General features: G+C 67.3%; 17 protein-coding genes. 7 read left to right on the top strand and 10 right to left on the bottom strand.

The features are described 5' to 3' along the window. Positions 1 to 139 precede the first annotated feature (139 nt). Positions 140 to 4,759, top strand: a complete 4,620-nt coding sequence (locus tag V9L20_RS00635) for a PAS domain S-box protein (RefSeq protein WP_337295667.1) — start codon at positions 140 to 142, stop codon at positions 4,757 to 4,759. Positions 4,760 to 4,847: 88 nt separating this feature from the next. Beyond that, positions 4,848 to 5,858: a chemotaxis protein CheB gene (locus V9L20_RS00630; protein WP_337295094.1), complete on the top strand. Its 1,011-nt coding sequence runs from the start codon at positions 4,848 to 4,850 to the stop codon at positions 5,856 to 5,858. A gap of 18 nt (positions 5,859 to 5,876) precedes the next feature. Here the strand turns inward: V9L20_RS00630 and V9L20_RS00625 are convergent, their stop codons facing one another. Continuing rightward, positions 5,877 to 6,806: a manganese catalase family protein gene (locus V9L20_RS00625; protein ID WP_258505584.1), complete on the bottom strand. Its 930-nt coding sequence runs from the start codon at positions 6,804 to 6,806 to the stop codon at positions 5,877 to 5,879. A gap of 212 nt (positions 6,807 to 7,018) precedes the next feature. On the opposite strand from V9L20_RS00625, the gene V9L20_RS00620 reads away from it, so the two are divergent. Next, positions 7,019 to 7,516 (top strand): YciE/YciF ferroxidase family protein, encoded by a 498-nt coding sequence (locus V9L20_RS00620; protein WP_281150265.1) that lies wholly within the window; start codon positions 7,019 to 7,021, stop codon positions 7,514 to 7,516. Between the two features lie 131 nt (positions 7,517 to 7,647). After that, a complete protein-coding gene (locus V9L20_RS00615; RefSeq protein ID WP_258505586.1) occupies positions 7,648 to 7,860 on the top strand; it encodes a KGG domain-containing protein in 213 nt (70 codons plus the stop codon). 26 nt (positions 7,861 to 7,886) lie between these two features. On the opposite strand, the gene V9L20_RS00610 is transcribed toward V9L20_RS00615, so the two are convergent. Further along, the gene (locus V9L20_RS00610) at positions 7,887 to 8,459 is read right to left on the bottom strand and encodes a hypothetical protein (RefSeq protein WP_337295093.1); all 573 of its coding nucleotides are present in this window, start codon (positions 8,457 to 8,459) and stop codon (positions 7,887 to 7,889) included. A gap of 239 nt (positions 8,460 to 8,698) precedes the next feature. On the opposite strand from V9L20_RS00610, the gene V9L20_RS00605 reads away from it, so the two are divergent. Then, a complete protein-coding gene (locus tag V9L20_RS00605; protein WP_258505588.1) occupies positions 8,699 to 8,935 on the top strand; it encodes a hypothetical protein in 237 nt (78 codons plus the stop codon). A gap of 21 nt (positions 8,936 to 8,956) precedes the next feature. Here V9L20_RS00605 and V9L20_RS00600 read toward each other — a convergent pair whose 3' ends face one another. The 3 genes from V9L20_RS00600 to V9L20_RS00590 form a co-directional block, all read right to left on the bottom strand. Continuing rightward, on the bottom strand, positions 8,957 to 9,847 hold the full coding sequence (locus tag V9L20_RS00600) for an SIR2 family NAD-dependent protein deacylase (protein WP_337295092.1): 891 nt from the start codon (positions 9,845 to 9,847) through the stop codon (positions 8,957 to 8,959). A 3-nt stretch (positions 9,848 to 9,850) separates the two neighbouring features. Further along, on the bottom strand, positions 9,851 to 11,416 hold the full coding sequence (gene ctaD / locus V9L20_RS00595; protein ID WP_337295666.1) for a cytochrome c oxidase subunit I: 1,566 nt from the start codon (positions 11,414 to 11,416) through the stop codon (positions 9,851 to 9,853). Positions 11,417 to 11,568: 152 nt separating this feature from the next. After that, positions 11,569 to 12,138, bottom strand: coding sequence for a DUF2244 domain-containing protein (locus tag V9L20_RS00590; RefSeq protein ID WP_337295091.1), 570 nt, complete (start codon positions 12,136 to 12,138; stop codon positions 11,569 to 11,571). Positions 12,139 to 12,336: 198 nt separating this feature from the next. Here V9L20_RS00590 and V9L20_RS00585 point away from each other — a divergent pair, with 198 nt between their 5' ends. Continuing rightward, positions 12,337 to 12,594: a hypothetical protein gene (locus tag V9L20_RS00585; protein WP_281150270.1), complete on the top strand. Its 258-nt coding sequence runs from the start codon at positions 12,337 to 12,339 to the stop codon at positions 12,592 to 12,594. A 17-nt stretch (positions 12,595 to 12,611) separates the two neighbouring features. On the opposite strand, the gene V9L20_RS00580 is transcribed toward V9L20_RS00585, so the two are convergent. The 3 genes from V9L20_RS00580 to V9L20_RS00570 form a co-directional block, all read right to left on the bottom strand. Next, on the bottom strand, positions 12,612 to 14,042 hold the full coding sequence (locus V9L20_RS00580) for a Coenzyme F420 hydrogenase/dehydrogenase, beta subunit C-terminal domain (protein ID WP_337295090.1): 1,431 nt from the start codon (positions 14,040 to 14,042) through the stop codon (positions 12,612 to 12,614). After that, complete coding sequence (locus V9L20_RS00575) at positions 14,035 to 15,222, bottom strand: polysaccharide pyruvyl transferase family protein (protein WP_337295089.1); 1,188 nt, start codon at positions 15,220 to 15,222, stop codon at positions 14,035 to 14,037. The genes V9L20_RS00580 and V9L20_RS00575 overlap by 8 nt, the downstream gene beginning before the upstream one ends. 89 nt (positions 15,223 to 15,311) lie before the next feature. Beyond that, a complete protein-coding gene (locus V9L20_RS00570) occupies positions 15,312 to 16,082 on the bottom strand; it encodes an OBAP family protein (RefSeq protein ID WP_337295088.1) in 771 nt (256 codons plus the stop codon). A gap of 276 nt (positions 16,083 to 16,358) precedes the next feature. On the opposite strand from V9L20_RS00570, the gene V9L20_RS00565 reads away from it, so the two are divergent. Beyond that, a complete protein-coding gene (locus tag V9L20_RS00565; RefSeq protein ID WP_337295087.1) occupies positions 16,359 to 20,501 on the top strand; it encodes a CheR family methyltransferase in 4,143 nt (1,380 codons plus the stop codon). Between the two features lie 21 nt (positions 20,502 to 20,522). Here V9L20_RS00565 and V9L20_RS00560 read toward each other — a convergent pair whose 3' ends face one another. Together V9L20_RS00560 and V9L20_RS00555 are read right to left on the bottom strand one after the other, a co-directional pair. Next, on the bottom strand, positions 20,523 to 21,887 hold the full coding sequence (locus tag V9L20_RS00560; RefSeq protein WP_337295086.1) for an NUDIX domain-containing protein: 1,365 nt from the start codon (positions 21,885 to 21,887) through the stop codon (positions 20,523 to 20,525). A 40-nt stretch (positions 21,888 to 21,927) separates the two neighbouring features. Then, entirely contained in the window at positions 21,928 to 22,119 is a 192-nt protein-coding gene (locus V9L20_RS00555; RefSeq protein WP_337295085.1) for a hypothetical protein, read from the bottom strand. Positions 22,120 to 22,125 lie beyond the last annotated feature (6 nt).

Raw genomic sequence — 22,125 nt, 5'->3', positions numbered from 1 at the left:
CTCCGGGTGCGTGAAGGTTCTCGCTAGGCGAAGGTCTCGCGCAAGGCGTTCACCGCCCGGCAAACCGCGTGCCGAGGTGCCGCCGCCGGGCCGGTACGCCGTTTGCCGGAAAGCAAGTAGGAGAAGCGCATTGGATGAAATGAACCCCGACCATGCCGAGGAAGCGCTGGGCGATCAGATCGACGACGCCGTGCCGTCGCGCGGCTATCGCATGCTGCCCGTTGTCGGGCTTGGCGGCTCGGCGGGCAGCATCGAGGCGGTGGGCGAGTTCCTGGAGGGCATGCCCACCGACACGGGCATGGCCTTCGTGGTGGTGCTCTACCTGCCCGCAGCGCATGAGAACGCACTGGCGCAGGTGCTGGCGCGCTCCACCCGCATGCGGGTGGTGCCGGTCGGCGGCAGGGAGCGCATCGAGCCCGACACGGTGTATGTGGTTCCGCCCGGCAAGACGCTGCGCACCCGCGGCGAGCTCATCGAACTGGCGGCGCTTCCGCCGGGGCAGGGCCGCCACATGGCGGTCGACTTCTTCTTTCGAACGCTGGCCGATACCCACGGGCCCCACGCCATTGCGGTGGTTCTTTCGGGTGTGGACAGCGACGGCACCATCGGCGTCAAGCGGATCAAGGAGCGCGGCGGCCTGACGGTGGCGCAAGACCCGCAGGAAACCCGCCACAACGGCATGGCGCAGTCGGCCATTGCCACCGGCATGGTCGACTGGGTGCTGCCCGTGCGCGAAATGGGCGCGCGCATTCACGCCTACTACCGCATCGAGCGGCAGCTGAAGCTGCCGCCCGAGCAGCTGCCGGACGGCGAAGACGACGCACCGCCCGCGCCCGATGTGGACGAGGCGGCCTTTCGCGAAGTGCTGGCCTTCGTGCGAAGCCGCAGCGGGCGCGATTTTGTCAACTACAAGCGGGCCACCGTGCTGCGGCGCATCGGCCGCCGCATGCAGGTAAACGGCGTGAGCGATCTTGCCGCCTACCTGGACTGCCTGCGCACGCGCCCCGGCGAGGCCGGCGCGCTGTTGCAGGACATGCTGATCAGCGTGACCAATTTCTTCCGCGACGGCGAATGCTTTTCGGCGCTGGAAGGCATGGTCCACGAGCTGTTCCGCAGCAAGACCTCGGCCGACACCATCCGCGTGTGGGTGGTGGCCTGCGCCACGGGCGAAGAGGCCTATTCGATTGCGATGCTGCTGAGCGAGCACGCCCGCATGCTGGAAAGTCCGCCGACCATCCAGATCTTTGCCACCGACCTGGACGAGGACGCGGTGCGCGCCGCCCGTGAAGGCATCTACCCCATGGTCAGCGAGGCGGATGTGTCGGAAGAGCGGCTGCGGCGCTTTTTCATCCGCGAGCAGCGCGGCTACCGCGTGCGCCGCGAGTTGCGAGAGATGGTGCTGTTCGCGGTGCACGACGTGCTGAAGGATTCGCCGTTCTCGCGCATCGACCTGGTCACCTGCCGCAACCTGCTCATCTACCTCAACCGGGAGGCGCAGGCCCGCGTGTTCGAGACGCTGCACTTTGCGCTGGTGCCCGGCGGCCGGTTGTTCATCGGCGCATCGGAGGCGGTGGACGAGGACAGCCCGCTGTTCGCTGTGCTCGACAAGAAGCACCGCATCTACGCGCACCGCCATGCGCCCAAGGCCGCGCTGCCGGTGCCCACCGGCCGCAGCAGCACCGCGCTGGCGCTGGACGCCAAGCGCGCGCTGCCCGTGATTCCAGGGGCGGCCTTTGCGCAGCTGCAACGCAGCGCAATGGCGCCGCTCTCCGATGGCCGCAGCATGACCTGGGGCGAGCTGCACCTGCGGCTGCTCGACCGGCTGGCGCCGCCTTCCATCCTGCTGGACTCGGACCACGAGATGCTGCATATCTCGCCCGCGGCAACGCCGTTCCTGCACTTCAGCGGCGGCGAGCCGTCGCGCAACGTGTTGCGCGCCATCGTGCCCGACCTGAAGGCCGAGCTGCAGACCGCGCTTTACCACGTGAACGAAAGGCGACAGGCGGTGGAGGTGGCGCCGGTGCGCGTGCGGCTGAACCATGGCGAAGCCGAGGTTTCGCTCCATGTGATGCCGGTGGAAGAAATCGGCGGCGGCCTGCTGGTGCTGCTGCGCCAGGCCGACCCCGCGAGCGCGCGCGGCAGCATTGTGGTTCCGCGTGTGGATGCAGAGCCCCTTGCCGAGCACCTGGAGCGCGAGGTGACGCGCTTGAAGTCGCAGTTGCGTGAAACCGTGGAGCAGTACGAGACATCGACCGAGGAACTCAAGGCGAGCAACGAGGAACTGCACGCCATGAACGAAGAGCTCCATTCGGCGACCGAAGAGCTCGAGACCAGCCGCGAGGAACTGCAGTCCATCAACGAAGAGCTCACCACCGTCAACCACGAGCTCAAGAGCAAGGTGGACGACCTGGGCCAGGCCAACAGCGACATGCTGAACCTGATGGATGCGACCGCCATAGCTACGGTGTTTCTGGACCGCGAGTTCCGCGTGACCCGCTTCACGCCCAGCGCGGTAGCCATCTTCAAGCTGATTGCCACCGACGTGGGGCGGCCGCTCTCCGACCTGACCACGCCGCTGGACTACCCGCAGCTTGCGGCGGATGCGCGCAAGGTGCTCCAGACGCTGCAGCCTTCGGAGCGGGAGGTGGGCGACGCCGCCGGCAACTGGTACCTGGCGCGCGTGCGGCCCTACCGCACCATCGAAGACCGCATTGCGGGCGTGGTGCTCACCTTCGTCGACATCACCGAGCGCAAGGAAGCGCAGGAGTCGCTGCGGCAGTCGCAGGAGCGCTTCAGCGCCATCGTCAACCAGGCCTCGGTGGGCGTGGCGCAAACCCGCCTCGACGGCGAAATTACCTTTGCCAACACCTGCTATCACCAGCTCATGGGCTACGGCGAGAACGAACTCGCCGGCGTGAGCGCGCTCGACCTGGTGCACGCCGCCGACAAGCCGGCAATCTCGGCGCTGTTCGCGCGGCTGGCACAGCATGGCGAGCCGTTCCAGAGCGAGAGCCGCAATGTCCGCAAGGACGGCTCCTTCATCTGGCTGCACAAGAGCGTGACCGTGCTCACCAACGCGGGCGGCAAGCCCGACTCCGCGCTCATCGTGTGCAACGACATCAGCGAGCGCAGGGCCGCTGAAGAAGCGCTGCGCGAAAGCGAGGAGCGCTTCCGGCTGATGCTGGAAAACGCGGTCGACTACGCGATCTTCTCGGTCGACATGGAGCGCTGCGTCAAAAGCTGGAACACCGGCGCCGAGCGGCTCCTGGGCTATACCGAGGCCGAGATCCTCGGCCGTTCGGCCGACATCATCTTTACCGAGGAAGACCGCGCGGCGGGCGCCCCGCAGGAAGAGGCGCGCACCGCGCTCACCGCCGGCCGGGCGGCCGACGACCGGCTGCACCAGCGCAAGGACGGCTCTCGTTTCTGGGCCAGCGGCGCGCTCATGCCCATGCACAACGGCGAGGGCGCGGTCATCGGCATGGTGAAGGTGCTGCGCGACCAGAGCGAGCAGCGCGCGGCGCAGCAGGAGGTGGAGCAAAGCCGCGGCGAACTGCTCGATGCGCTGCGCGCCAACGAGGCCGCGCGGCAGGCGCTCGAGGCCGCCGATGCCGCCAAGGACCGCTTTCTGGCCGTGCTTTCGCACGAACTGCGCAACCCGCTCGCATCGATCAGCGGCGCCGCCGAACTGCTGGCACCCGAGGAGCTTCCCACGCAGGAGCAGGCGCGCGCCGCGCGCGTGGTGCGGCGCCAGGCGGCGGCCATGAAGGTGCTGCTGGGCGACCTGCTCGATGTGTCCAGCCTGCGCCGGGGCCGGCTGGTGCTGCGTCGCGAGAGGGTCACGGCGCAGAGCATCGTCGATGCGGCGCTGGAGGCCACCCGCCCGCTGATGGAGCAGGGGCGCCACAAGCTCGAACTCGACATCTTCGCCGCCGAGATTCCGCTCGACGCCGACCCGATGCGCCTGACGCAGGTGATCTCGAACCTGCTGTCCAATGCGGCCAAGTACACGCCGGAAAGAGGCGAGATCCAACTGGCGGTGCATGCCGATGCCGATGCGGATACCGGCCATGCGATCTTCACCGTCACGGACAACGGCATCGGCATGGACCCGGACACGGTCGACACGATGTTCGAGATGTTCACGCAGAGCGTGCACGCGCACGAGCGCTCGGCGGGCGGGCTGGGCATTGGCCTGGCGCTGGTGCGCAACATCGTCGAGCTGCATGGCGGCACGGTCACCGGCGAGAGCAGGGGGCTCGGCCATGGGAGCCGGTTCACCGTGCGTATTCCGCTTGCGGAGCCGCTTGCATCCGACACCGTGGCGGGGCACGTGAAATCCGAGCCTGGCTCGCCGGATGCTGCGTCCGAGGCCGCTCCGCAGCGCGTGCTGCTCGCGGACGACAACGTGGACGCCCTGTGGGGCATGGCGCGCATGCTGTCGATTTCCGGCTTCAGCGTCAAAACCGCCGACAACGGGGTCGATGCACTACGGGTGGCGGAGCACTTCCGGCCCGATGCGGCCGTGCTCGACATCGGCATGCCCGGGCTCGACGGGCACGAGGTGGCGCGCCGGATTCGCGCAGAGCCCTGGGGGCGCGGCATGCTTCTTGTGGCGGCCACGGGGTGGAGCCAGCCTGAGGACAAGCTTGCCGCACTGGAGGCGGGGTTCGACGAGCACCTGGTGAAGCCGGTGGCCGCGGCAGACGTCCAGCGCCTGCTGCGGGCGCGCGACGGGGCAGCAGCCGCAGGCGGCTAAAGGGGCGGCTAGCGGGCGGGCAAGCCGGGCACGCCGCTTGCCCTGCAGGAAGACAACGTACTTATTCGTGTACTTCTGCTGCTCAGGAATGCTGAACTCTGTTCCCCAAAACCAAGCCATCTTTATTGGCGCTTCCGTAGGCGGCGTCTATGCAATGCTCGATCTGGTCGCTGAATTGCCGGCCGACTTTCCCGCGCCGATTTTCTTCGTGCAGCACATCGGCGCGCACCGCAGCCACCTTGCCTCGCTGCTCAACGACCGCGGGCCGAACCGCGCGGTCGAGGCGAAGCAGGGCGACGTGCCCGCGGCGGGCACCATCTACATCGCGCCGCCCGACCACCACATGCTGCTCGAAGGCGGCGTGGTTCGCCTGACCCGCGGACCCAAGGAACACCATGCCCGCCCAGCCATCGATCCGTTGTTTCGTTCCGCCGCGCTGGATTGCGGCCCCCGCGCCGTGGGCGTGGTTCTTACCGGCAGGCTCGACGACGGCAGCGCCGGCCTGCGTGCCATCAAGGACTGCGGCGGCATTGCCGTGGTGCAGGACCCGGCCGAAGCGCACGAGCCCAGCATGCCGCAAAGCGCGATGGCCGCGGTGCAGGTGGACCACGTCGTCGCGTTGCGCGGCATGGGCAAGCTCCTGTTCCAGTTGGCGCAACCGAGGCCCGACCTGCCGGCCTTCGAAGCGCCTGCCGCGCTGCGCCGCGAATATGCCGTGGGCCTTGGAGACCGCACCGTGGAAAACCTGAAGGTGATCGGCGAGCCCTCCATGTTCAGCTGCCCCGACTGCGGGGGCGTGCTGTTCGAGCTGCACGACAAGCACCCGGTGCGCTACCGCTGTCACACGGGCCACGCCTTCAGTGCACGCAGTCTTGCGGCCACGCAGGAAGAGGTGACCGACGCCGCGCTATGGACCAGCCTGCGCGCCATGCAGGAGAAGGAAGCCATGCTGCGGCGGCTGGCCGAGGTCCAGAAGGCGGACGGCGTCGGCAACGCCGAGAACTCGCTGCGCGAAGCCGACGAGCTCGCGGCGGTGAGCGCCGCATTGCGCAAGCTCACCGTGAGAGCGCCCAGCCCGGCCAGTTTCGACGCGAGCTGAGCGGTTCAGGCACGCGCGCTACTTCTTCGGCATTGCCGGCCCGTTGGCGCCGCTGGCGCCGTCGGCCAGCGCCGGGCCTTCGCCCATGCCCAGCTCCGCGCCCGTGAGCGGATCGCCGTCGGGGCGCGACTGCGTGCGCGCCGCCATCTGCTGCAGCACCGGTGCATCCGCATCGCTGAGCTCCACCGTGGCCAGGCCGTCGCCGCCGTCCACCGGCCCCGACTCTTGCGTGACGGGCACGAAGTCCCACCGCTCGCCCTGGTTCCAGGGGCCGCGCAGGTCCGCATCGCTCTTGGACATGCGGAAGTACACGTTGGTGAAGCGCGGGTCGCCGGGCAGCTTGCCCGGCGGGAAGTTGGGCTCGATGGAATACAGCGCCTTCTCGAAAGACTTCTGGTGCGCGATCTCGCGCGTCATCAAGAAGGTCAGCGCGTCCTTCACGCCCGGATCGTCGGTGAGGTTGATGAGGCGTTCGTACACGATCTTGGCGCGCGCCTCGGCCGCGATGTTGGAGCGCAGGTCCGCCGTGGGCTCGCCGATGGTGTCGATGTAGGCGGCCGTCCACGGCACGCCGGCCGAGTTGACCAGCGGCGGCCCGCCGCCGTAGAGCACCTGCGTGATGTGGCTGTCGTTGCCCGCGCCGGTGATGGTGCGGTACATCTCGCCTTGCTCTTCCACGCCTTCGGCGAGCCGCCCCTTGGCGCCCTTGTTGAGCATGCCGACGATGGTGCCGATGATCTCGAGGTGGCTCAGCTCTTCGGTCGAGATGTCGAACAGCATGTCCTTTCGCCCGGGGTCGTCGTCACCGAGCGCCTGGGTGAAGTAGCGGCATGCCGCGGCCAGCTCGCCTTGCGGGCCGCCGAACTGCTCGAGCATGAGGTTGGCGAGGCCGGGATTGGTCTCGCTCACGCGTACCGTGTATTGCAGTCGCTTGTTGTGAGAAAACATGGGGACTCCTTGCGTTGGGTTGGGTCTGGGTCTGTTGAACGAACGGCCGCGCCCTTCGGCACCACCGCGCTTTTCTTGCGGCAAGCGGCGTGCCCCCCACGCGTGCGGCAAAGACTGACAAGGCGTTGCGAAGCAGCCTTGCTTGGCCCCTGTGCACGCACCACAAACATCGGCCTTGTTTCTTCCACCAACTCGTTTTTTCAGGAACCAACATGCCCGTCAAAAGCCTCTCCGATCTTTTCATCCACGAGCTCTCCGACACCTACAGCGCAGAAAAGCAGATGACGCGCTCGCTGCCCAAGCTGGCCCGCGCCGCCACCGACGAGGGCCTGGCCTCGGCCTTCGAAACGCACCTGGAAGAGACGCGCGGCCAGGTCGAGCGCATCGAACAGATTGCCGAGCTGCTGCAGATCAAGATCAAGCGCATCAAGTGCGAAGGCATGGCCGGCCTGGTCGAGGAAGGCGATTCGCTGATCGACCAGATCGAGAAGGGCCCGGTGCTCGACGCGGCCCTGATCGGCGCGGCGCGCAAGGTGGAGCACTACGAGATTGCGGGCTACAACTCGCTGTGCACGCTGGCCAAGAAACTCGGGCACACGGAAGCCGTGTCGCTGCTCGAAGCCTCGCTGGCCGAGGAAACAGCCACCGACGGCAAGCTCAGCGCGCTGGCCGAGGCGCAGGCCATGGAAGAGGCCATTGCCGAGGAGTGAGCCAGGAGCCCGCTTTCCTGCCCGCAGCCCGCCGAAGAGGCGGGCACGCCGTTTGCCCCGAGTGAGGTCGGCGCGCAACGGTTGCGCGCACAGGCCCGCACTGTGTTCGCGGAGCGAAGGAAAGCATGTCAATGAACGATCAAGAAGGGCGCATTCGCAGCCGGCGCGGCTTTGCGGGGATGGACCCCGAACGCCAGAGAGAGATCGCCAGGAAGGGCGGGCGCACCGCCCACGAACTGGGGCTCGCCCATGAATTCACCCCCGAGGAAGCCCGCAATGCGAGGGCCAAGAGCCTGAGCGCGCGGGCGCAGGGAGCCGCCGCGGCCACGCCGCAGCAGGAGTAAGTAGATTAGATAGCGGACCGCCGCGGTCAGGCGATTGCGGCGCGCAGGGCGGCGGGCTCGAAGGTCCTTGCAAGCACGGCATCGAACCCGGCGATTCCACCCTTGTCCTGCTGGTCTTGCGCCAGCGGTGAACCCCACACGGCCACCATGCGGCCTTCGAAGCCGGCGTCTCGCGCGCGCCGGCCCATCGCCAGCCCCGAGCCGGTCGAGGTCCGCACGTCGACCACCGCGATTTCAGGCGCTCGCTTCATGAGTACGTTGTAGCCGCCGTCGCTGCTCGCGGCAAGGTCGACCTTGTAGCCCGCGTCCGAAAGAAGCCCACTCAGCACCGCCAGCAGCCTGGCATCGTCCGACACCACCAGTGCTCGGCCGGGTTCGCCCGCGGCCCGCTGCGCGTGGACGACGAGTTCGCTCATCCGGGCCGAGAGCTGGCGGACCTGCCTCGACACCACGACCGCCGCTTCGTGCAGCACGTCGTGCGGAAGTTCGACCCGGGCGAGCACCTCGCTCGCGGACGAGATCGCGGCCAGCGCATTGCGCGCGTCGTGCACGCAGCGGCTCAGATCCTTCGAGTCGTCGACCATGGAAGATTGGGACATGTGAATCTGGAACATTGAAGGCGACACTTTCCATGGCATACGGCGTGCCCGGCGCGAGGGCAAGGGCAAGGGCCGCCGCGCGTTCCGCTATTTGCCGCAAGTTTTGCAAGCGCCGGAAAGCACGGGAAGCGGCTTACAGCGGCCTCGGCGCCAGGACGACAAGGTGCGCCGCGGTGTCGGCCATCATGAATTGCAAATCCGCTGGGCAACGCCGCCGAGCCGGTATCCAGGAGTAAAGAATGACCCGTCCTCCCGAACAATCGCCCGTGAACATCGACCAGAACCGCGCCGTGGGGCAAGACAGCCCTGAAGAGGGAAGCGAGATCGGCCGCGAGGCGAACAAGCGCCACGGCTATCCGGGCTCGCGCGACATCGGCACCAATGCCTCGCAAAGCATGCAGGTGGGCGAGAAGCCTCCGCCGAGGGACGCGCCAAAACCGCACAAGGGCGAAACCGATCCGGACGCGCGCCGCTAGGGCGCACTGGCAACCCCTGGGTCAGCCGACCACGGCCTCCAGGAATTCGATCAGCGCCTTCGACGGATCGTCGCGCGCCAGCGGGATCATCTCGATGCCCCACTGCGCGAGCACGGCCTGCTGCACCTCGTTGGCCGAGGGCGAGAAAAGGTACGAAACCGGCTGCGCCACGTCGGGCACCGACTGCTTCCACAGCCGCGAGAGCTTGTAGAACAGGTAGCGGATGTTCACGTCCGCCAGGCTGTACCCGATGAAGACCACCGAGCGCCCGAGCACGTCGGCGCGCAGCTTGATGTCCAGCGGCGACTCGAAGTCGAGCCGGGCGAAGTAGCTGCTTTCGTCGAGCACGATGGAGGCGTCGTCCTCCAGGTCGCCGTGGAACTTGATGATCTGCGTGACGCCCGGGTGCAGCTTGGCAAGGTCGGCAACGCTCACGATCTTGGTGTACTTCACCTTGTGGTGCTCGAAAGCGGTCTCCAGCCAGCGGTCGTAGTTGGTGGTGTAGATGATCGGGAAGCGGCCCTTGGCCAGCAGCTCATGGATGCGCGAGCTTTCCACCCGAACGTCGCCGCTGTGCCACTCGCGGTCCATCCAGCTGCGCAGCGGGCCGATGCTGCCGTGCCGGAGGCGGAAGTATTCGGCCAGCGTGAGATAGCCGCCCTTGTCGCCGAAGGAGTGCGCATCGATGCCGAGCTCGCGTGCCATGTGCTCGATGAGCGCCGACCACGGCGGCAGGCCCAGGCCCATCGAGATGCCCGCGCCCACGAACAGCACGACCTTGCCGCGCCGGTGGGCGTCGCGCAGCTGGGCGAGCTTTTCGTCGTCGGGCTTTTGCACCGCGATGCGCGACGCGGCGCGCGAACTCGCGCCTGTGCGCTTGGCGGTGCGTCGCTTGGTGGCTGCCGGCGGCACGGTTCAGCCGACCACCCGGGTGGCGGTGCTGTCCAGCCGGGGCGGGGTCTCGAAGGTATGCAAGGGGGCGGGCGAAGGCACTTCCCACTCGAGCCCCTCGGCGCCTTCCCACGGTTTGGCGGGCGCGGGTTGCCCGCGCTTCCTCATCGCAGGCAGCACGATGAAGAAGACGAAGTAGGCCTGTGCCAGCCCGAAGACGAAGGCGCCGATGCTGGCGATATGGTTGAAGTCGGCAAACTGCATCGGATAGTCCGCATAGCGGCGCGGCATGCCCGCGAGCCCAAGAAAATGCAACGGAAAGAAGCCCACGTTGAAGCTCGTGATCGACACCCAGAAGTGAATCTGGCCGCGAAGCTCGTCGTACATCACACCGGTCCATTTGGGCGACCAGTAGTAGTAGCCCGAAAACATCGCAAAGAGCGAGCCCGCCACCAGCACGTAGTGGAAGTGCGCCACCACGTAGTGCGTGTCGTGCACCTGGATGTCGATGGGCGAAATGGAAAGAATCACGCCGCTGAGCCCGCCGATCGAAAACACGAAGATGAAGCCCAGCGCAAAGAGCATCGGAGTTTCGAGCGTCAGCGACGACTGCCACATGGTCGCGATCCAGTTGAACACCTTCACCGCCGTGGGCACGGCCACCAGCATGGTGGCGTACATGAAGAAGAGCTGCCCCGTCACCGGCATGCCGGTGGTGAACATGTGGTGCGCCCACACGATGAACGACAGGATGGCGATGGACGCCGTGGCATAGACCATCGACGCATAGCCGAACAGCCGCTTGCGCGAGAAGGCCGGCACCACCTGGCTGATGATGCCGAAGGCCGGCAGGATCATGATGTAAACCTCCGGGTGGCCGAAGAACCAGAAGATGTGCTGGAACAGCACCGGGTCGCCGCCGCCCGCGGGGTTGAAAAAGCTGGTGCCGAAGTGCCGGTCCGTGAGCAGCATGGTCACCGCGCCGGCCAGCACCGGCATCACCGCAATCAGCAGGTAGGCGGTAATGAGCCAGGTCCAGCAGAACATCGGCATCTTCATGAGCGACATGCCGGGCGCGCGCATGTTCAAGATGGTGACGATGATGTTGATGGCACCCATGATCGAACTCGCGCCCATGATGTGCACCGCAAAAATGCCGGCGTCCATGGCCGGGCCCATCTGCAGGCTCAGCGGCGGGTAGAGCGTCCAGCCCGAAGCGGCCGCGCCGTCGGCCGTGAAGAAGGGCGCAATCAGCATCAGCCCGGCCGGCGGCAGCAGCCAGAAGCTGAAGTTGTTCATGCGGGCAAAGGCCATGTCCGATGCGCCGACCTGCAGCGGAATCATCCAGTTCGCAAAGCCCACGAAGGCCGGCATGATGGCGCCGAAAACCATGACCAGCCCGTGGATGGTGACGAACTGGTTGTACACCTCGGGGTTGAGCAGTTGCAGCCCCGGCTGGAACAGCTCGGCGCGAATGCCCAGCGCGAGCACCCCGCCCACCATCAGCATCGTGAGGCTGAACAGCAGGTACAGCGTGCCGATGTCCTTGTGGTTGGTGGCCAGCACCCACCGGCGCCAGCCGTAGGGCATGGCGTGGTGCTCGTCATGCGCGTCCGCAGCAGGCAGTGCATCGTTTGCCGCGGCCAGGGAAGAAAATTGATGCGGGGTGGAGCTCATGGTGGTGGCGCGTGGGGTGAAGGGCACTCGCGTTCGGCAAGCCGCATGCCTGGTACGACGACGCGCTACGAGGTGCAATCGGCCGTGCCCGGCGTGCGATCGACCGTGCCCGGCATGCGGGTGCCAGCGAGCATGCGGCCGAACTCCGCGGCAAACCGGCGGCGCTGCGGCTCGGCCAGGTACACCGCCACGGGCACGCGGGTGCGGCCGCTGCACAGCGTGGGCGGCTCGGCGCCCGCCGTGCATTCGAGCCGCGTCCAGCAAGGGTCGAGGCGAACGGTGTGCGAGCGAAAGCCGCGCGTGCATCGCACTTCGAGCGCATTGCCGGTGAGCACGAGCTGCTCGCCGTCGAGCGCGTGAACCGCATAGTGAACCATGGCCACCAGCAGCGCCAGGGCCTGGCAGGCACAGAAGCCCAGCACCAGCGGATAGCCTGCAATGCAGAACCCGATGCCGATCGCGCAGCTGATGCCGGCCGCCGCGCCGATGTGCAGCATGAAGACGCGCGGCTTCATTGCGATATTGCGCCGGAGGTTCCAGCGCCCTGCGGCGTGCGCGTTGTCCGCCTCGGGTGCCTGGGCGTTTGCGCGGGCAATCTCGGGGGCGGTGGTGGTGCGGTCAATGGGGCCTGGCAATTTCTTCTCCGGCTGCGGGCCGTGCGGTGGAATACCGGCGATGCGCCGACGCGTTTTCGGCAATCGGCATGCCCATGCGCGGTGCGGCCAGAAGCTGTGGGCGCTATCCGACGGGGCCTGTGGGCGTCTGCTGGCGCGGTGCCTTTGCATGCAGCCGATGCTTGCTGCCGTGTTCCACTTTTTACGGGGCAGACAGGCATGAACAAGGATTCGGTCAAGCAGATCCGGCCCGGAGCGTTCTCGGAGTCGGTCGCGGGCGAAGAAGACCCGGGCGCATCGGTGGACCTGGTGCAGCCCCCGCCCATGCAGCCCGGCGACGAGGCTCCGCCCGGCGCGCCCGGTACCGGCGAAACCGTGTGCCGCCTGTGCGGCGGCAGCGGGCGCCGTAACAGCGGAGAAAGCTGCCCCGAGTGCGGCGGCACGGGCAAGGTGAACGTGGGCGTTGGCGGCGGCTGATCGAGAGGCCGCGGGCGTCAGCCGCCCCGCTCGTCCGGCGCCAGCCGCGCCACCCACGAGCCGATGCGCCCCCGTGAATAGGCCAGTGCGTGGTAGAGCGATAGCGCACCGCGCGCCCAGTGCACGTAGAGCGAACGGCCGCCCGCCCGTCGCGTGGCCGCGAACAGCTGCCGACTCCATCGGGTGATGACGGCGCGCATGCGGTAGATCAGCTTTCGGCGCCAGGGCAACGCCCGGCCGGGGGGCACCCGCTTGACGGGCTGCAGAACGCCTCCCCTCCAGCCGCGCCGCCGCCAGCTGAGGCGATAGGCCAGGCCTTCGCGCCGCTGGCGAAAACCCGCGGCCTGCGTTTGCGCAAGAAACGCCGCATCGACCGGCGTCAGTTGCAGGCGCCCAGCGGCAATGGCGTTGGCAACGAGTTCGTGCAGCACCGGCGAACGGACGATCACCACGTTGGTTCCGCGCCCATCCGACGCATAGGGCTCCACCCATGCATCGCCGAATGAGATGTCCGCCGTTTCCGAAACCACGTCGTCGCAGAAATTGCAGGCCTCGTTCTGGAAGAAGCCCGATCCCCAGTCGCCCTCCGCCAGGTGGAACCAGTCGCGCTGCACGCTGCGGCCGTCGCGCAGAACGAACTGCGCGGTGTACCAGTTGGCGGGCCGCCGCTCGTCCTTCAGCCGGTATTCCACGCTGCGGATGTCCGCGACGTTCACGCCCATCTGATAGGCGAAGCTCTCGACCAGGCGCGCGCTTTTCATGTGGCCGCAAAACAGGCCCAGCGTGAACGCAATGCGCTCGCGCATCAGCGGGTCTTCGCGCCGCAACAGCTGCACGGCCTTGATGAAGCAGGGCACGCCGACCACGGCATAGCGGCCCGGAACGGCGCGGATCGTCTCGAGCACTTCCGACATTTCGACCGGGTAGTAGCGCGACTTGGCACCGGTGCCGATCTCCTCGGGCGTGCGCGACAGGCCGTAGCGAAAGAAGCGGTCGCCACCGGAAGGCAGCACATGGGCCACCGCATCGACAAGCCCGGCGCGCAGCAGCTCCGCGGCGGTCCAGCTGACCATGCCGCCGGAACTGCCTTGCGCGCGAAAGTCTGCTTCGTCGGCATGCCCCACGTAGCCGCCGTCGAAGCGGCCCACCAGCGGATCGTCATGAGCGGAACCGGGGAACAGGTCGGCCGCGAGTTCGGTTTCGTTGCGCGCCGATGGAGAGAAAGGGCAGGTGCGAGAGAAGGCCGTGGGGCCCATGCGCAGCCACTCCGCGGGGCCCTGGGGCTTGAGCTCGCCATACCCGTTGAGCCGCATGAGGGGCGCCTCGCTGCCGGTCGCAGAGGGTGCCGGCTCCGCGCTGCGCGACTGCGCGACGCAGCTGCCGCACCCGATGCAAAGGCCCGAGCGCACGATGCTGGCGGGTGTCGGCTGCAGCCGCCGTTCATGCATGGGCGCGCTCCCGTGCGGGCGCATCCGATTCCTCCCGCAGCGCCTGGTGGAGGAAGCCTGCCGACGAGGCACGCAGGGCCGCGATGCGAGCCTCGACCGAAGGCGCGAGCGGTTCGGACAGCACTGCGTCGCAGTGCGAAGCCGGCGTGCCGGCATCCGCCAAATGATGCTGCGCGCCGAGCGCAAACAGCAGGTCGCGAATCTTGATGGCGCGGTAGGCCGAGTTCTCGCAGAGAAAGGGCTTGCGGTTTCGCAGCGCGAAGACGCAGCCGTGAAAGAAGTTGGTTGCCACCGCGTCCGCATCGGCCATGAAGCGCGCGAAGTCTTCGGGGCCGGCGGTGAGCCACTGGGTGTCGGCCCAGTCGTTGCGGTAGCCGATGCTCACCAGGCGCATATTCCGCTTGCGCGCCCACTCGCGCATGCGCACCACGAACCAGTCGCTGAAGTTGTGGCCATACACGGCCACATGGCGCGGCGCCTGCCCGCTCTTGCGGGGCCGATCGCCGGATGCCGGCGGCGCGAACTGCAGGCAAGGGTCGAGCACCAGTTCGGGTGCGTGCCCCAGTGCCTTGCCCAGCAGCGCGCGCGAGTTGGCGTCGCGCACCGACACGCTGTGAAATTTGTGCAGCATGCTTGCCCACTGTTGCGGCAAACCTTGCTCGGCCGGGTAGTTGCCGAAGCTCGCCGCATAGGCAACGAGCCGCCTGGTGCGGATCCGCTCGCCGAAGAAAAGCGGGCAGCGCCCATACCAGGGATGGGAGAGGTTCCACACTTCGTCGCTGCCGACCACCACAGTGTCGAACGCCTCCATGTCCTGCGGGTTCTCCAGCACAAATGGACGCGAGAGCGGGAGCGAGGCGATCGACGCCAGGAACTTGCGCGTCTTGTGCGCATAGAGCTTGCGGTCCGCACCAGAGACCGGAGTGGGCAGCACCGGCTGAAGGGCGCAGCGCCATTCGGCCATGTTCACGCGGTGCGAGTGATGGTCGAGCAGCACGGCGCGGTGGCCCATGTTCCGAAGCGCTTCTGCCAGCAGGCGCGCCTGCCAGTACGAGCCGTAGTTGATGCAGCGATGAAAGGTGAGCACGCCGATGTTCATCGGCTGCGCTGCGGGAGGCGCCGGCGCATGGGCTGACGAATCGAAGGCAAGGACAAGGGAAGTAAGGGCGGGCGGTTGCATCGCTCCGAAGCTAGGCATTGCATCGTGGGCGATACGTCGGACGACGTGCCGTCGGCCGGTGCGAGCACCCTGTGGCGATGGCAGTCGTCCTACTTGCCGGGGGGCGGTGCCCCGTGCCCAGCGTGCGGCTCGGCGCCCGTGGGGTCCGCAAGCTGCACCGCCTTGCCGTTTTGCCAGTTGTCCGCGCCTTCGGCAATGGCGGGAGCGGGTATGTCCTCGCGGTTCTTTTTCTTCTCCGCGGAATCGACGCCGAAGCGCTTGTCGCGCTGCACCACCATGTCGGCGTTGGCTTGGCCGTCGGCGGTGAATCCCATCATGAGCTGCGGCACGCCGGTAGGGAGTTCCTTGTGCATGTCTGTGTGCCAGGTGTGGAAGGTCTTGCCGTAGGTGCCGATGAGTTTCTTCATGAGCTCGTGTTCGGCGGCCTGCGGAATGCCGGGCGCGATGAGCTGCCCGGACTTCACCTCGTGCACATGGCTGTGCCATAGGGCCTTTTCCTGCGGCGGAAGCGACTTGAAGAGCCGCTCGCTCACGATGTATTCGACGCCCATGATCCTGGCGTTCTTCACGTTGCCGTCGTAGATCACGCACTGGATCAGCTCTTCGTTCAGCACCGAGCAGTAGTGGTGCGCCTCCATCTGGGCCTGCATGTTGCCGCTGTAGAAATGAAAGCCGTCCAGGTACGCGTTCAGCGCATCGAGCGGCGGCTTGTCCTGCAGGGCGGCGGCGCCGGCTTCTAGCGTGGCGGTTTTTGCGCTCTTGCCGGCACCCGGCGATTCGACGCTGGAACCGGTGTTGCTGCCGCCGCAGGCCGTGAGCAGTGCGCCCAGGGCAAGCGGAAGGAGAAATCGCAATGGCATGGCTTGCATGGTGGGTTCTCAAGAAGGAGAAGAGAAAACCGCGACCATGCGCCGCGGGCGCCTGTCGGCGGCAAGATGCGGCCGACGCGGTGTGTAGGAACAGCGCGAAAACCCTGCCGTCTGCGGGCTTGCCCGGCCCGCACGGTGCAAACCGCGAAAATCAGGGAAAAAACCGACCGCAAACCCGGAATATGGCGGCCACAAGGGGCAGAATTTCAAGATCGAATGCCGCCGCGCGGCAGGCTCCGGGGCTGCGGCTCCCGCAATGACATCCCAATGCCCAAATCGAATCCGCCTTCGCCTTCCTCTGCCGATGAACGCAAGCTCACGCCCAGCACGCTGAGTTTTCCGGTCGTCGGCATCGGCGCCTCCGCGGGCGGGCTGGAGGCGCTGATCCGTTTCTTCGAGCAGATGCCGGCTGACGCGGGCATGGCCTTCGTCGTCATCCTGCACCTGTCGCCCACGCATGAAAGCAATGCGGCCGCCATACTGCAGCGCTCCACGCAAATGCCTGTGATGCAGGTCACGCAGCCGGTGCCGGTCGAGGCGGACCATGTGTACGTGATTCCGCCCGGGGTCGACCTGACGATGAACGACGGCCACCTGCAGGCCACGCCCAGCGAGCGGATCAAGGGCCTGCACCTGGCCGTGGACGTGTTCTTTCGCACCATGGCCGAAGTGCACAAGGAGCGGGCCGTCTGCATCGTGATGTCGGGCACCGGCAGCGACGGCGCGGTGGGGCTCACGCGCGTGAAGGAGCACGGCGGCATTGCCATGGCGCAGTCGCCCGAAGACGCGGCGCATGACGGCATGCCGCGCGCCGCCATTGCCACCGGCATGGTCGACATCGTGCTGCCCGCGGCCGAGATGGGCGAGCACCTGGTCCAGCATTGGCTCAACGCACAGCGCATTCGCATGCCCTACGACGGGCATGCGGAACTCTTCCAGGAGCCCGACACGGGCGAGGCGGCCAAGCGGGCAGAAAAAGCGCTGCAGGAAATCATGGGCCTGCTGCGCACCTACACGCGGCACGACTTTCGCCACTACAAGCGCGCGACGGTGCTGCGGCGCATCGAGCGCCGGCTGCAGGTGAACCGCCTGGCCGACCTGCCGGCCTACCGCAACTTTTTGCACGACCATCCCGAAGAGGCGACTCCGTTGCTGCAGGACATGCTCATCAGCGTGACCAATTTCTTTCGCGACCCCGAAGCCTTCGAGGGGCTGGAGCAAGATGCGCTTCCCAGGTTGATCGAAGCCAGGCAGCCTGGCGAGCAGGTGCGCGCCTGGGTGGCGGGCTGCGCCACCGGCGAGGAGGCGTATTCGCTGAGCATCCTGCTGCGCGAGCAGATCGACAAACAGGCCAAGCCGCTGGACATACAGATATTTGCCACCGACATCGACGGGCGGGCGATTGCCACGGCGCGCAGGGGCCTTTATGCGCAGGGTATCGCCGAGGACATTTCACCCTCGCGGCTGCAGCAGTTCTTCGTGCCCGAACAAGACCAGTACCGCGTGGCGACCACGGTGCGCGAGCCGGTGCTCTTTGCGCTGCACAACCTGCTGCGCGATCCGCCGTTCTCGCGGCTGGACATCATCTGCTGCCGCAACCTGCTGATCTACCTGGACCGCGCGGCGCAAGCGCATGTGCTGGAAATGTTCCGCATTGCGCTGCGGCCGGGGGGCTACCTGTTCCTGGGCACTTCGGAATCGATCGACGCGGTGGGCAGCCTGTTCACCGCGGTCGACAAGAAGAACCGCATCTACCGCGCCAACCCCGAGTTGCCGAGCGGGCGCCACATGCCGCTCATCAGCGATGCGCCGTTCAAGCCAGGCGCGCCCAGCCCCATGGAAGCGCTGCGCTCCCCCAAGCGCGCCGAGCGCCTGAGCTTTGCCGAGCTGCACCAGCGCGCGCTCGAGCAGTTCTCGCCGCCCAGCGTGCTCATCAACGGCGAGTACGAGGTGCTGCACCTGTCCAGCGGTGTCGGCCGCTTTCTGGAGCGCGCCGGGGGCGAGCCGTCGAACAACCTGCTGAACAACGTGCGGCCCGACCTGCGGCTGGAGCTGCGCACCGCGCTCTTCAAAGCCGCGCAAACTTCAGGCAGCGTGGAAACGCGCCTGGTGCAACGCCGTGACGATGGGCGGCAGGTGTTCCTGAACATCACGGTGCGCCCGCTTCAACAGGGCGACGGTGAAGATAAAGACGCACCGCGGCTTACGCTGGTGGTGTTCGACGAGGTCGAAGACAGCGTGCGTCCCGAGGGCGCCGAGACGGCCGATGCGGCGCGCGAGCTGCTCATCGGCCAGATGGAAGACCAGATCCGCCAGCTCAAGCTGCACCTGCAGGAAACCATCGAAGGCGCCGAAACCTCGACCGAGGAACTGAAGGCCTCCAACGAGGAGCTGCAGGCCATCAACGAAGAGTTGCGCTCCGCCACCGAAGAGCTCGAGACCAGCAAGGAAGAGCTGCAGTCGATGAACGAGGAACTCGTGACGGTGAACTTCGAGCTCAAGATGAAGGTGGAAGAGCGCGGGCACATCAACGACGACCTGCAGAACCTCATTACGTCGTCGGAGATTGCAACGGTGTTCGTGAGCCGCGGCATGCACATCAAGCGCTACACGCCGCACGCGAGCAAGCTGTTCAACCTGATTCCGTCGGACCTGGGGCGCTCGCTGTTCGACATCACGAGCCGGCTCAACTACCCGGAGCTTGCGGAAGACACGGCCGCGGCCTTCAAGGACCTGCGCATTACCGAGCGGCACGTTGCCAGCGTGGACGGGCGCCACTTCATGGCGCGAATACTCCCGTACCGCACGGCAGAAGACAAGATCGAAGGCGCGATCCTCAACTTCTTCGACATTACCGAACTGCGTGCCGCGGAAGAGAAGGTGCGCGCGGGCGAAGAGCGGCTGCGCATGGTGGCCGCCACCACGCGCGACTTTGCCATCATCACCTGCGACGAGCAGGGCCAGATCACCACCTGGAACGCAGGCGCCCAGCGCATCTTCGGCTACAGCGAGGAAGAGATGATCGGCCGGCCGCTGGCGGTGATCTTCACCGCCGAAGACCAGGCCAACGGCGTGCCCGAGCGCGAGATGCGCCGCGCGGTGGAACTGGGCCGGGCCGAAGACGAGCGATGGCACCAGCGAAAGGACGGCAGCCGTTTTTTCTGCAGTGGCGTGACCACGCCGATGGAACCCGCCGCGGGCGGTGGCTTTGCCAAGATCGCGCGCGACATGACGGGCACCAAGCAGCATGAGCTCGCCCAGGAGCACCGGCTCTTCAAGGAGAAGAAGGCCAGCCTCAGCGCGCAGGCGGCCAACGAGCTGAAGGACAAGTTTTTGGCGGTGATGTCGCACGAGTTGAAGCAGCCGCTCAACCTCATCCAGATGAATGCCGAGCTGCTGATGCACATGCCGGCCACCGCGGAGGTGCCGGCGGTGCGGCGGCTGGGCGAAACCATCAAGCGCGCCGTGGCCAGCCAGACGCGCATCATCAACGACCTGCTCGACCTTTCGCGCATCCGCACCGGCAAGCTGCGGCTGAATCGCGTGCCCGTCGACCTGGGCGAGCTGGTGCAGACCACGGCGCAGGCCGCGGTGAACGATGTGGCCGGCAAGAAGCTGACGCTGGACGCGAACTGCGAAGCCGGCGTGCTGTGCAACGGCGACCGCATACGCATGGAGCAGATCGTGTGGAATCTGCTCAGCAACGCCGTGAAGTTCACGCCCGACGGCGGCCGCATCACGGTGCGCGTTGCGGCCGACGAGAACTTCGGCAAGCTGATCGTGGCCGACACCGGCTGCGGCATTGCGCCGGAGTTTCTGCCGCACGTGTTCGGCATGTTCAACCAGGCCAGCAGCGACGCGACGCCTCCCAATGGCGGGCTGGGCATCGGCCTGGCGCTGGTGCATGAACTGACGCGGGCCCACGGTGGCCGCGTCGAAGTGCATTCGGCCGGGTTGGGCCTGGGGGCCGAGTTCAGCGTGTGGCTGCCGCGCGTGGGCGCGGCGGTCGAAGCGGTGGTGGAACAAGCCCCGGCCGAAGTGAGCCTGCGCGGCTGGCGCGTGCTTGCGGTGGACGACTATGCCGACGCGCTGGCCCCGTTTGCCGAGGTGCTGAGGCTCGAGGGCGCGATCGTCGATATTGCGCCAAGCGCAAAAAAGGGCCTGGAGCTGCTCGAATCGAATGCCTACGACCTGCTGGTGTCCGACCTCGGCATGCCCGAGATGGACGGCTACCAGTTCATTGCCGAAGTGCGGCGGCGGCCGGAGACGCGCGAGTTGCGCTCCATTGCCATGTCCGGCTTCGGCCGGCGTGCCGACGCACGCCGCGCGCTGGAGGCAGGCTTCAATGCGCACTTGCCCAAGCCCGCCTCCATCGACGAGCTCAAGGCGGCCATCGGCAAGCTGCAGTGAGCGTGTTCAGGTGTGCGCGGCTCAGGCGCCGTGCCGCAGCAGGAAGCCGCTGGCAGGCGCAATCCATTCGACCTCGTTGCCGGCATGCGCGGCGGTTGGATCGGCTGCGCCGGTGAACAGCGTGCGTTCCTCGGGCAGCAGAAACTGAAGCGCGGGAGCTGAGGTGCCGCCGGGGCCGGGAAGGGCCACCAGCGTGGCGCCGCCCAGGTCGAGCGATTCGCCAGGAGCAGGCCACAGCACCACGGCACCAGGCCACGACGATCGCAGGCTTTCGAGCGCTTTATCGGCCGCCTCTGTGCGCGGTGCGGTCGAGAGCAGCCATTGCACCTCTCCCGGCGCCGCTTTGCGCAGCAGCTCGTTCGGCGCCGCGCCGTGCGGCAGCGGGGCGATCAATGCCCACGGGCCGCCTGCGCCGCCGACGAAATAGCTGTTCGATCCCGGCTCCAATGACGACGCGCCGGCGCTGCCCGTGACCCGTCGCACGCGCGCGGACAACTGCATGGCCAGGCCGGCCTCGAGCGCATAGCGCGCTTGGCCGTTGCCGTGCGGGTCGAGGCGGCCGATTTCCTGATAGGCCGCCTCGTCGATGTTCACCGCGCGGCGCCCCGCCGGTCCGTCGGCCAGGCGAGGCATGTTCAGCACAATGCCGGCCAGGCCGCGCGCGTGCGCCATGCAGCTGGCGGTGCTTTCGAATGCGGCGAGCTGCTCGAGCGTGCGGCGCGTCACGTTCATCAGCTTGAGCCCGCGGTCCGGATGCACCGCGTCGGCCGGCTTGAGCCACATGTGCTCGACGGTCTCGCGGCCGTCCGGCTTCACGCTTTGCCCGGCGGGCATCTCCGCGATGAAAAAGCGGGTGTCGAAACGGCGCGGCATGCCGGGCGGCGTGAGCCAGTGGCTGAAGTAGGCGAGCCGGTCGACCGCGAGACGCCAGCCTTGCGCGTCGCACATGGCCAGCAGCGCGTCGGTGCCTTGCTCGGCGGCATGCCGCATGGCCTCGAGGCGCGAGGCGGGCAGCCTGTCGAGCTCGACCACGCGGTCTTCGGCGTCGCAGGCGAACAGCACGCCCGCTTCCTCGAAGCATTCGCGTACGGCGGCGGCGTAGTAGTCGAGCCCGCCTTCGGCCACGCCGAGCCGCCTGCTCGCGCCTGCGTCGTCGAGCCCCTTGCACATCAGGTGCAGGCTGCGGTCGTGCGTGTCGACCACGCCGCCGGGGAACACGCTGGCGCCGCTGTTCTGGTCGTCGGCCTTGTCTGCGCGGCGAAGCAGCAGCACTTCCATGCCGCTGGCGCCGTCGCGCAAGAGAATCAACGTGGCCGCAATGCGGACGGGGCGGGGCGCTGGCTGCGGCGGGGTCGCCGGGGCTGTTGCCGATGGCTTGGCATTCATGGGCGCCGATTGTCGGCCAACGGGCGCCCGGCTTTCCTCTTCAGTCCTTGGGTGTCAGCTGTCCTGCCGCGCCGCCGGCGGAAGAGTTGGCGGACTTGCCGAGCGATGCGCCTTCGTTGACCTTGGGCGTGGCCACCGGGCCTTCGGATTTCTTCGTGGCGGGCGCCCGCTGGCTTGTTGCGGGCTGCACGGTGCGCGGGGTGCGGGTGGGGTTCGGCTTGGATGGGTTCATGCATGC

It is taken from the genome of Variovorax sp. CCNWLW225, assembly GCF_037204045.1.
In the GTDB taxonomy this organism is placed as follows: Bacteria; Pseudomonadota; Gammaproteobacteria; order Burkholderiales; family Burkholderiaceae_C; genus Variovorax.
The sequence above is the reverse complement of the archived record's forward strand: the minus strand, read 5'-3'. Positions and strand labels throughout refer to the sequence as shown.

Coding starts and splice junctions, on each gene's coding strand:
- V9L20_RS00570 (WP_337295088.1), bottom strand. CDS start 16,082: ATGCCATTGCGATTTCTCCTTCCGCTTGCCCTGGGCGCACTGCTCACG.
- V9L20_RS00555 (WP_337295085.1), bottom strand. CDS start 22,119: ATGAACCCATCCAAGCCGAACCCCACCCGCACCCCGCGCACCGTGCAG.
- ctaD (WP_337295666.1), bottom strand. CDS start 11,416: ATGCCCTACGGCTGGCGCCGGTGGGTGCTGGCCACCAACCACAAGGAC.
- V9L20_RS00615 (WP_258505586.1), top strand. CDS start 7,648: ATGAACGATCAAGAAGGGCGCATTCGCAGCCGGCGCGGCTTTGCGGGG.
- V9L20_RS00625 (WP_258505584.1), bottom strand. CDS start 6,806: ATGTTTTCTCACAACAAGCGACTGCAATACACGGTACGCGTGAGCGAG.
- V9L20_RS00585 (WP_281150270.1), top strand. CDS start 12,337: ATGAACAAGGATTCGGTCAAGCAGATCCGGCCCGGAGCGTTCTCGGAG.
- V9L20_RS00630 (WP_337295094.1), top strand. CDS start 4,848: ATGCTGAACTCTGTTCCCCAAAACCAAGCCATCTTTATTGGCGCTTCC.
- V9L20_RS00575 (WP_337295089.1), bottom strand. CDS start 15,222: ATGCAACCGCCCGCCCTTACTTCCCTTGTCCTTGCCTTCGATTCGTCA.
- V9L20_RS00620 (WP_281150265.1), top strand. CDS start 7,019: ATGCCCGTCAAAAGCCTCTCCGATCTTTTCATCCACGAGCTCTCCGAC.
- V9L20_RS00560 (WP_337295086.1), bottom strand. CDS start 21,887: ATGAATGCCAAGCCATCGGCAACAGCCCCGGCGACCCCGCCGCAGCCA.
- V9L20_RS00610 (WP_337295093.1), bottom strand. CDS start 8,459: ATGTCCCAATCTTCCATGGTCGACGACTCGAAGGATCTGAGCCGCTGC.
- V9L20_RS00580 (WP_337295090.1), bottom strand. CDS start 14,042: ATGCATGAACGGCGGCTGCAGCCGACACCCGCCAGCATCGTGCGCTCG.
- V9L20_RS00565 (WP_337295087.1), top strand. CDS start 16,359: ATGCCCAAATCGAATCCGCCTTCGCCTTCCTCTGCCGATGAACGCAAG.
- V9L20_RS00605 (WP_258505588.1), top strand. CDS start 8,699: ATGACCCGTCCTCCCGAACAATCGCCCGTGAACATCGACCAGAACCGC.
- V9L20_RS00635 (WP_337295667.1), top strand. CDS start 140: ATGAACCCCGACCATGCCGAGGAAGCGCTGGGCGATCAGATCGACGAC.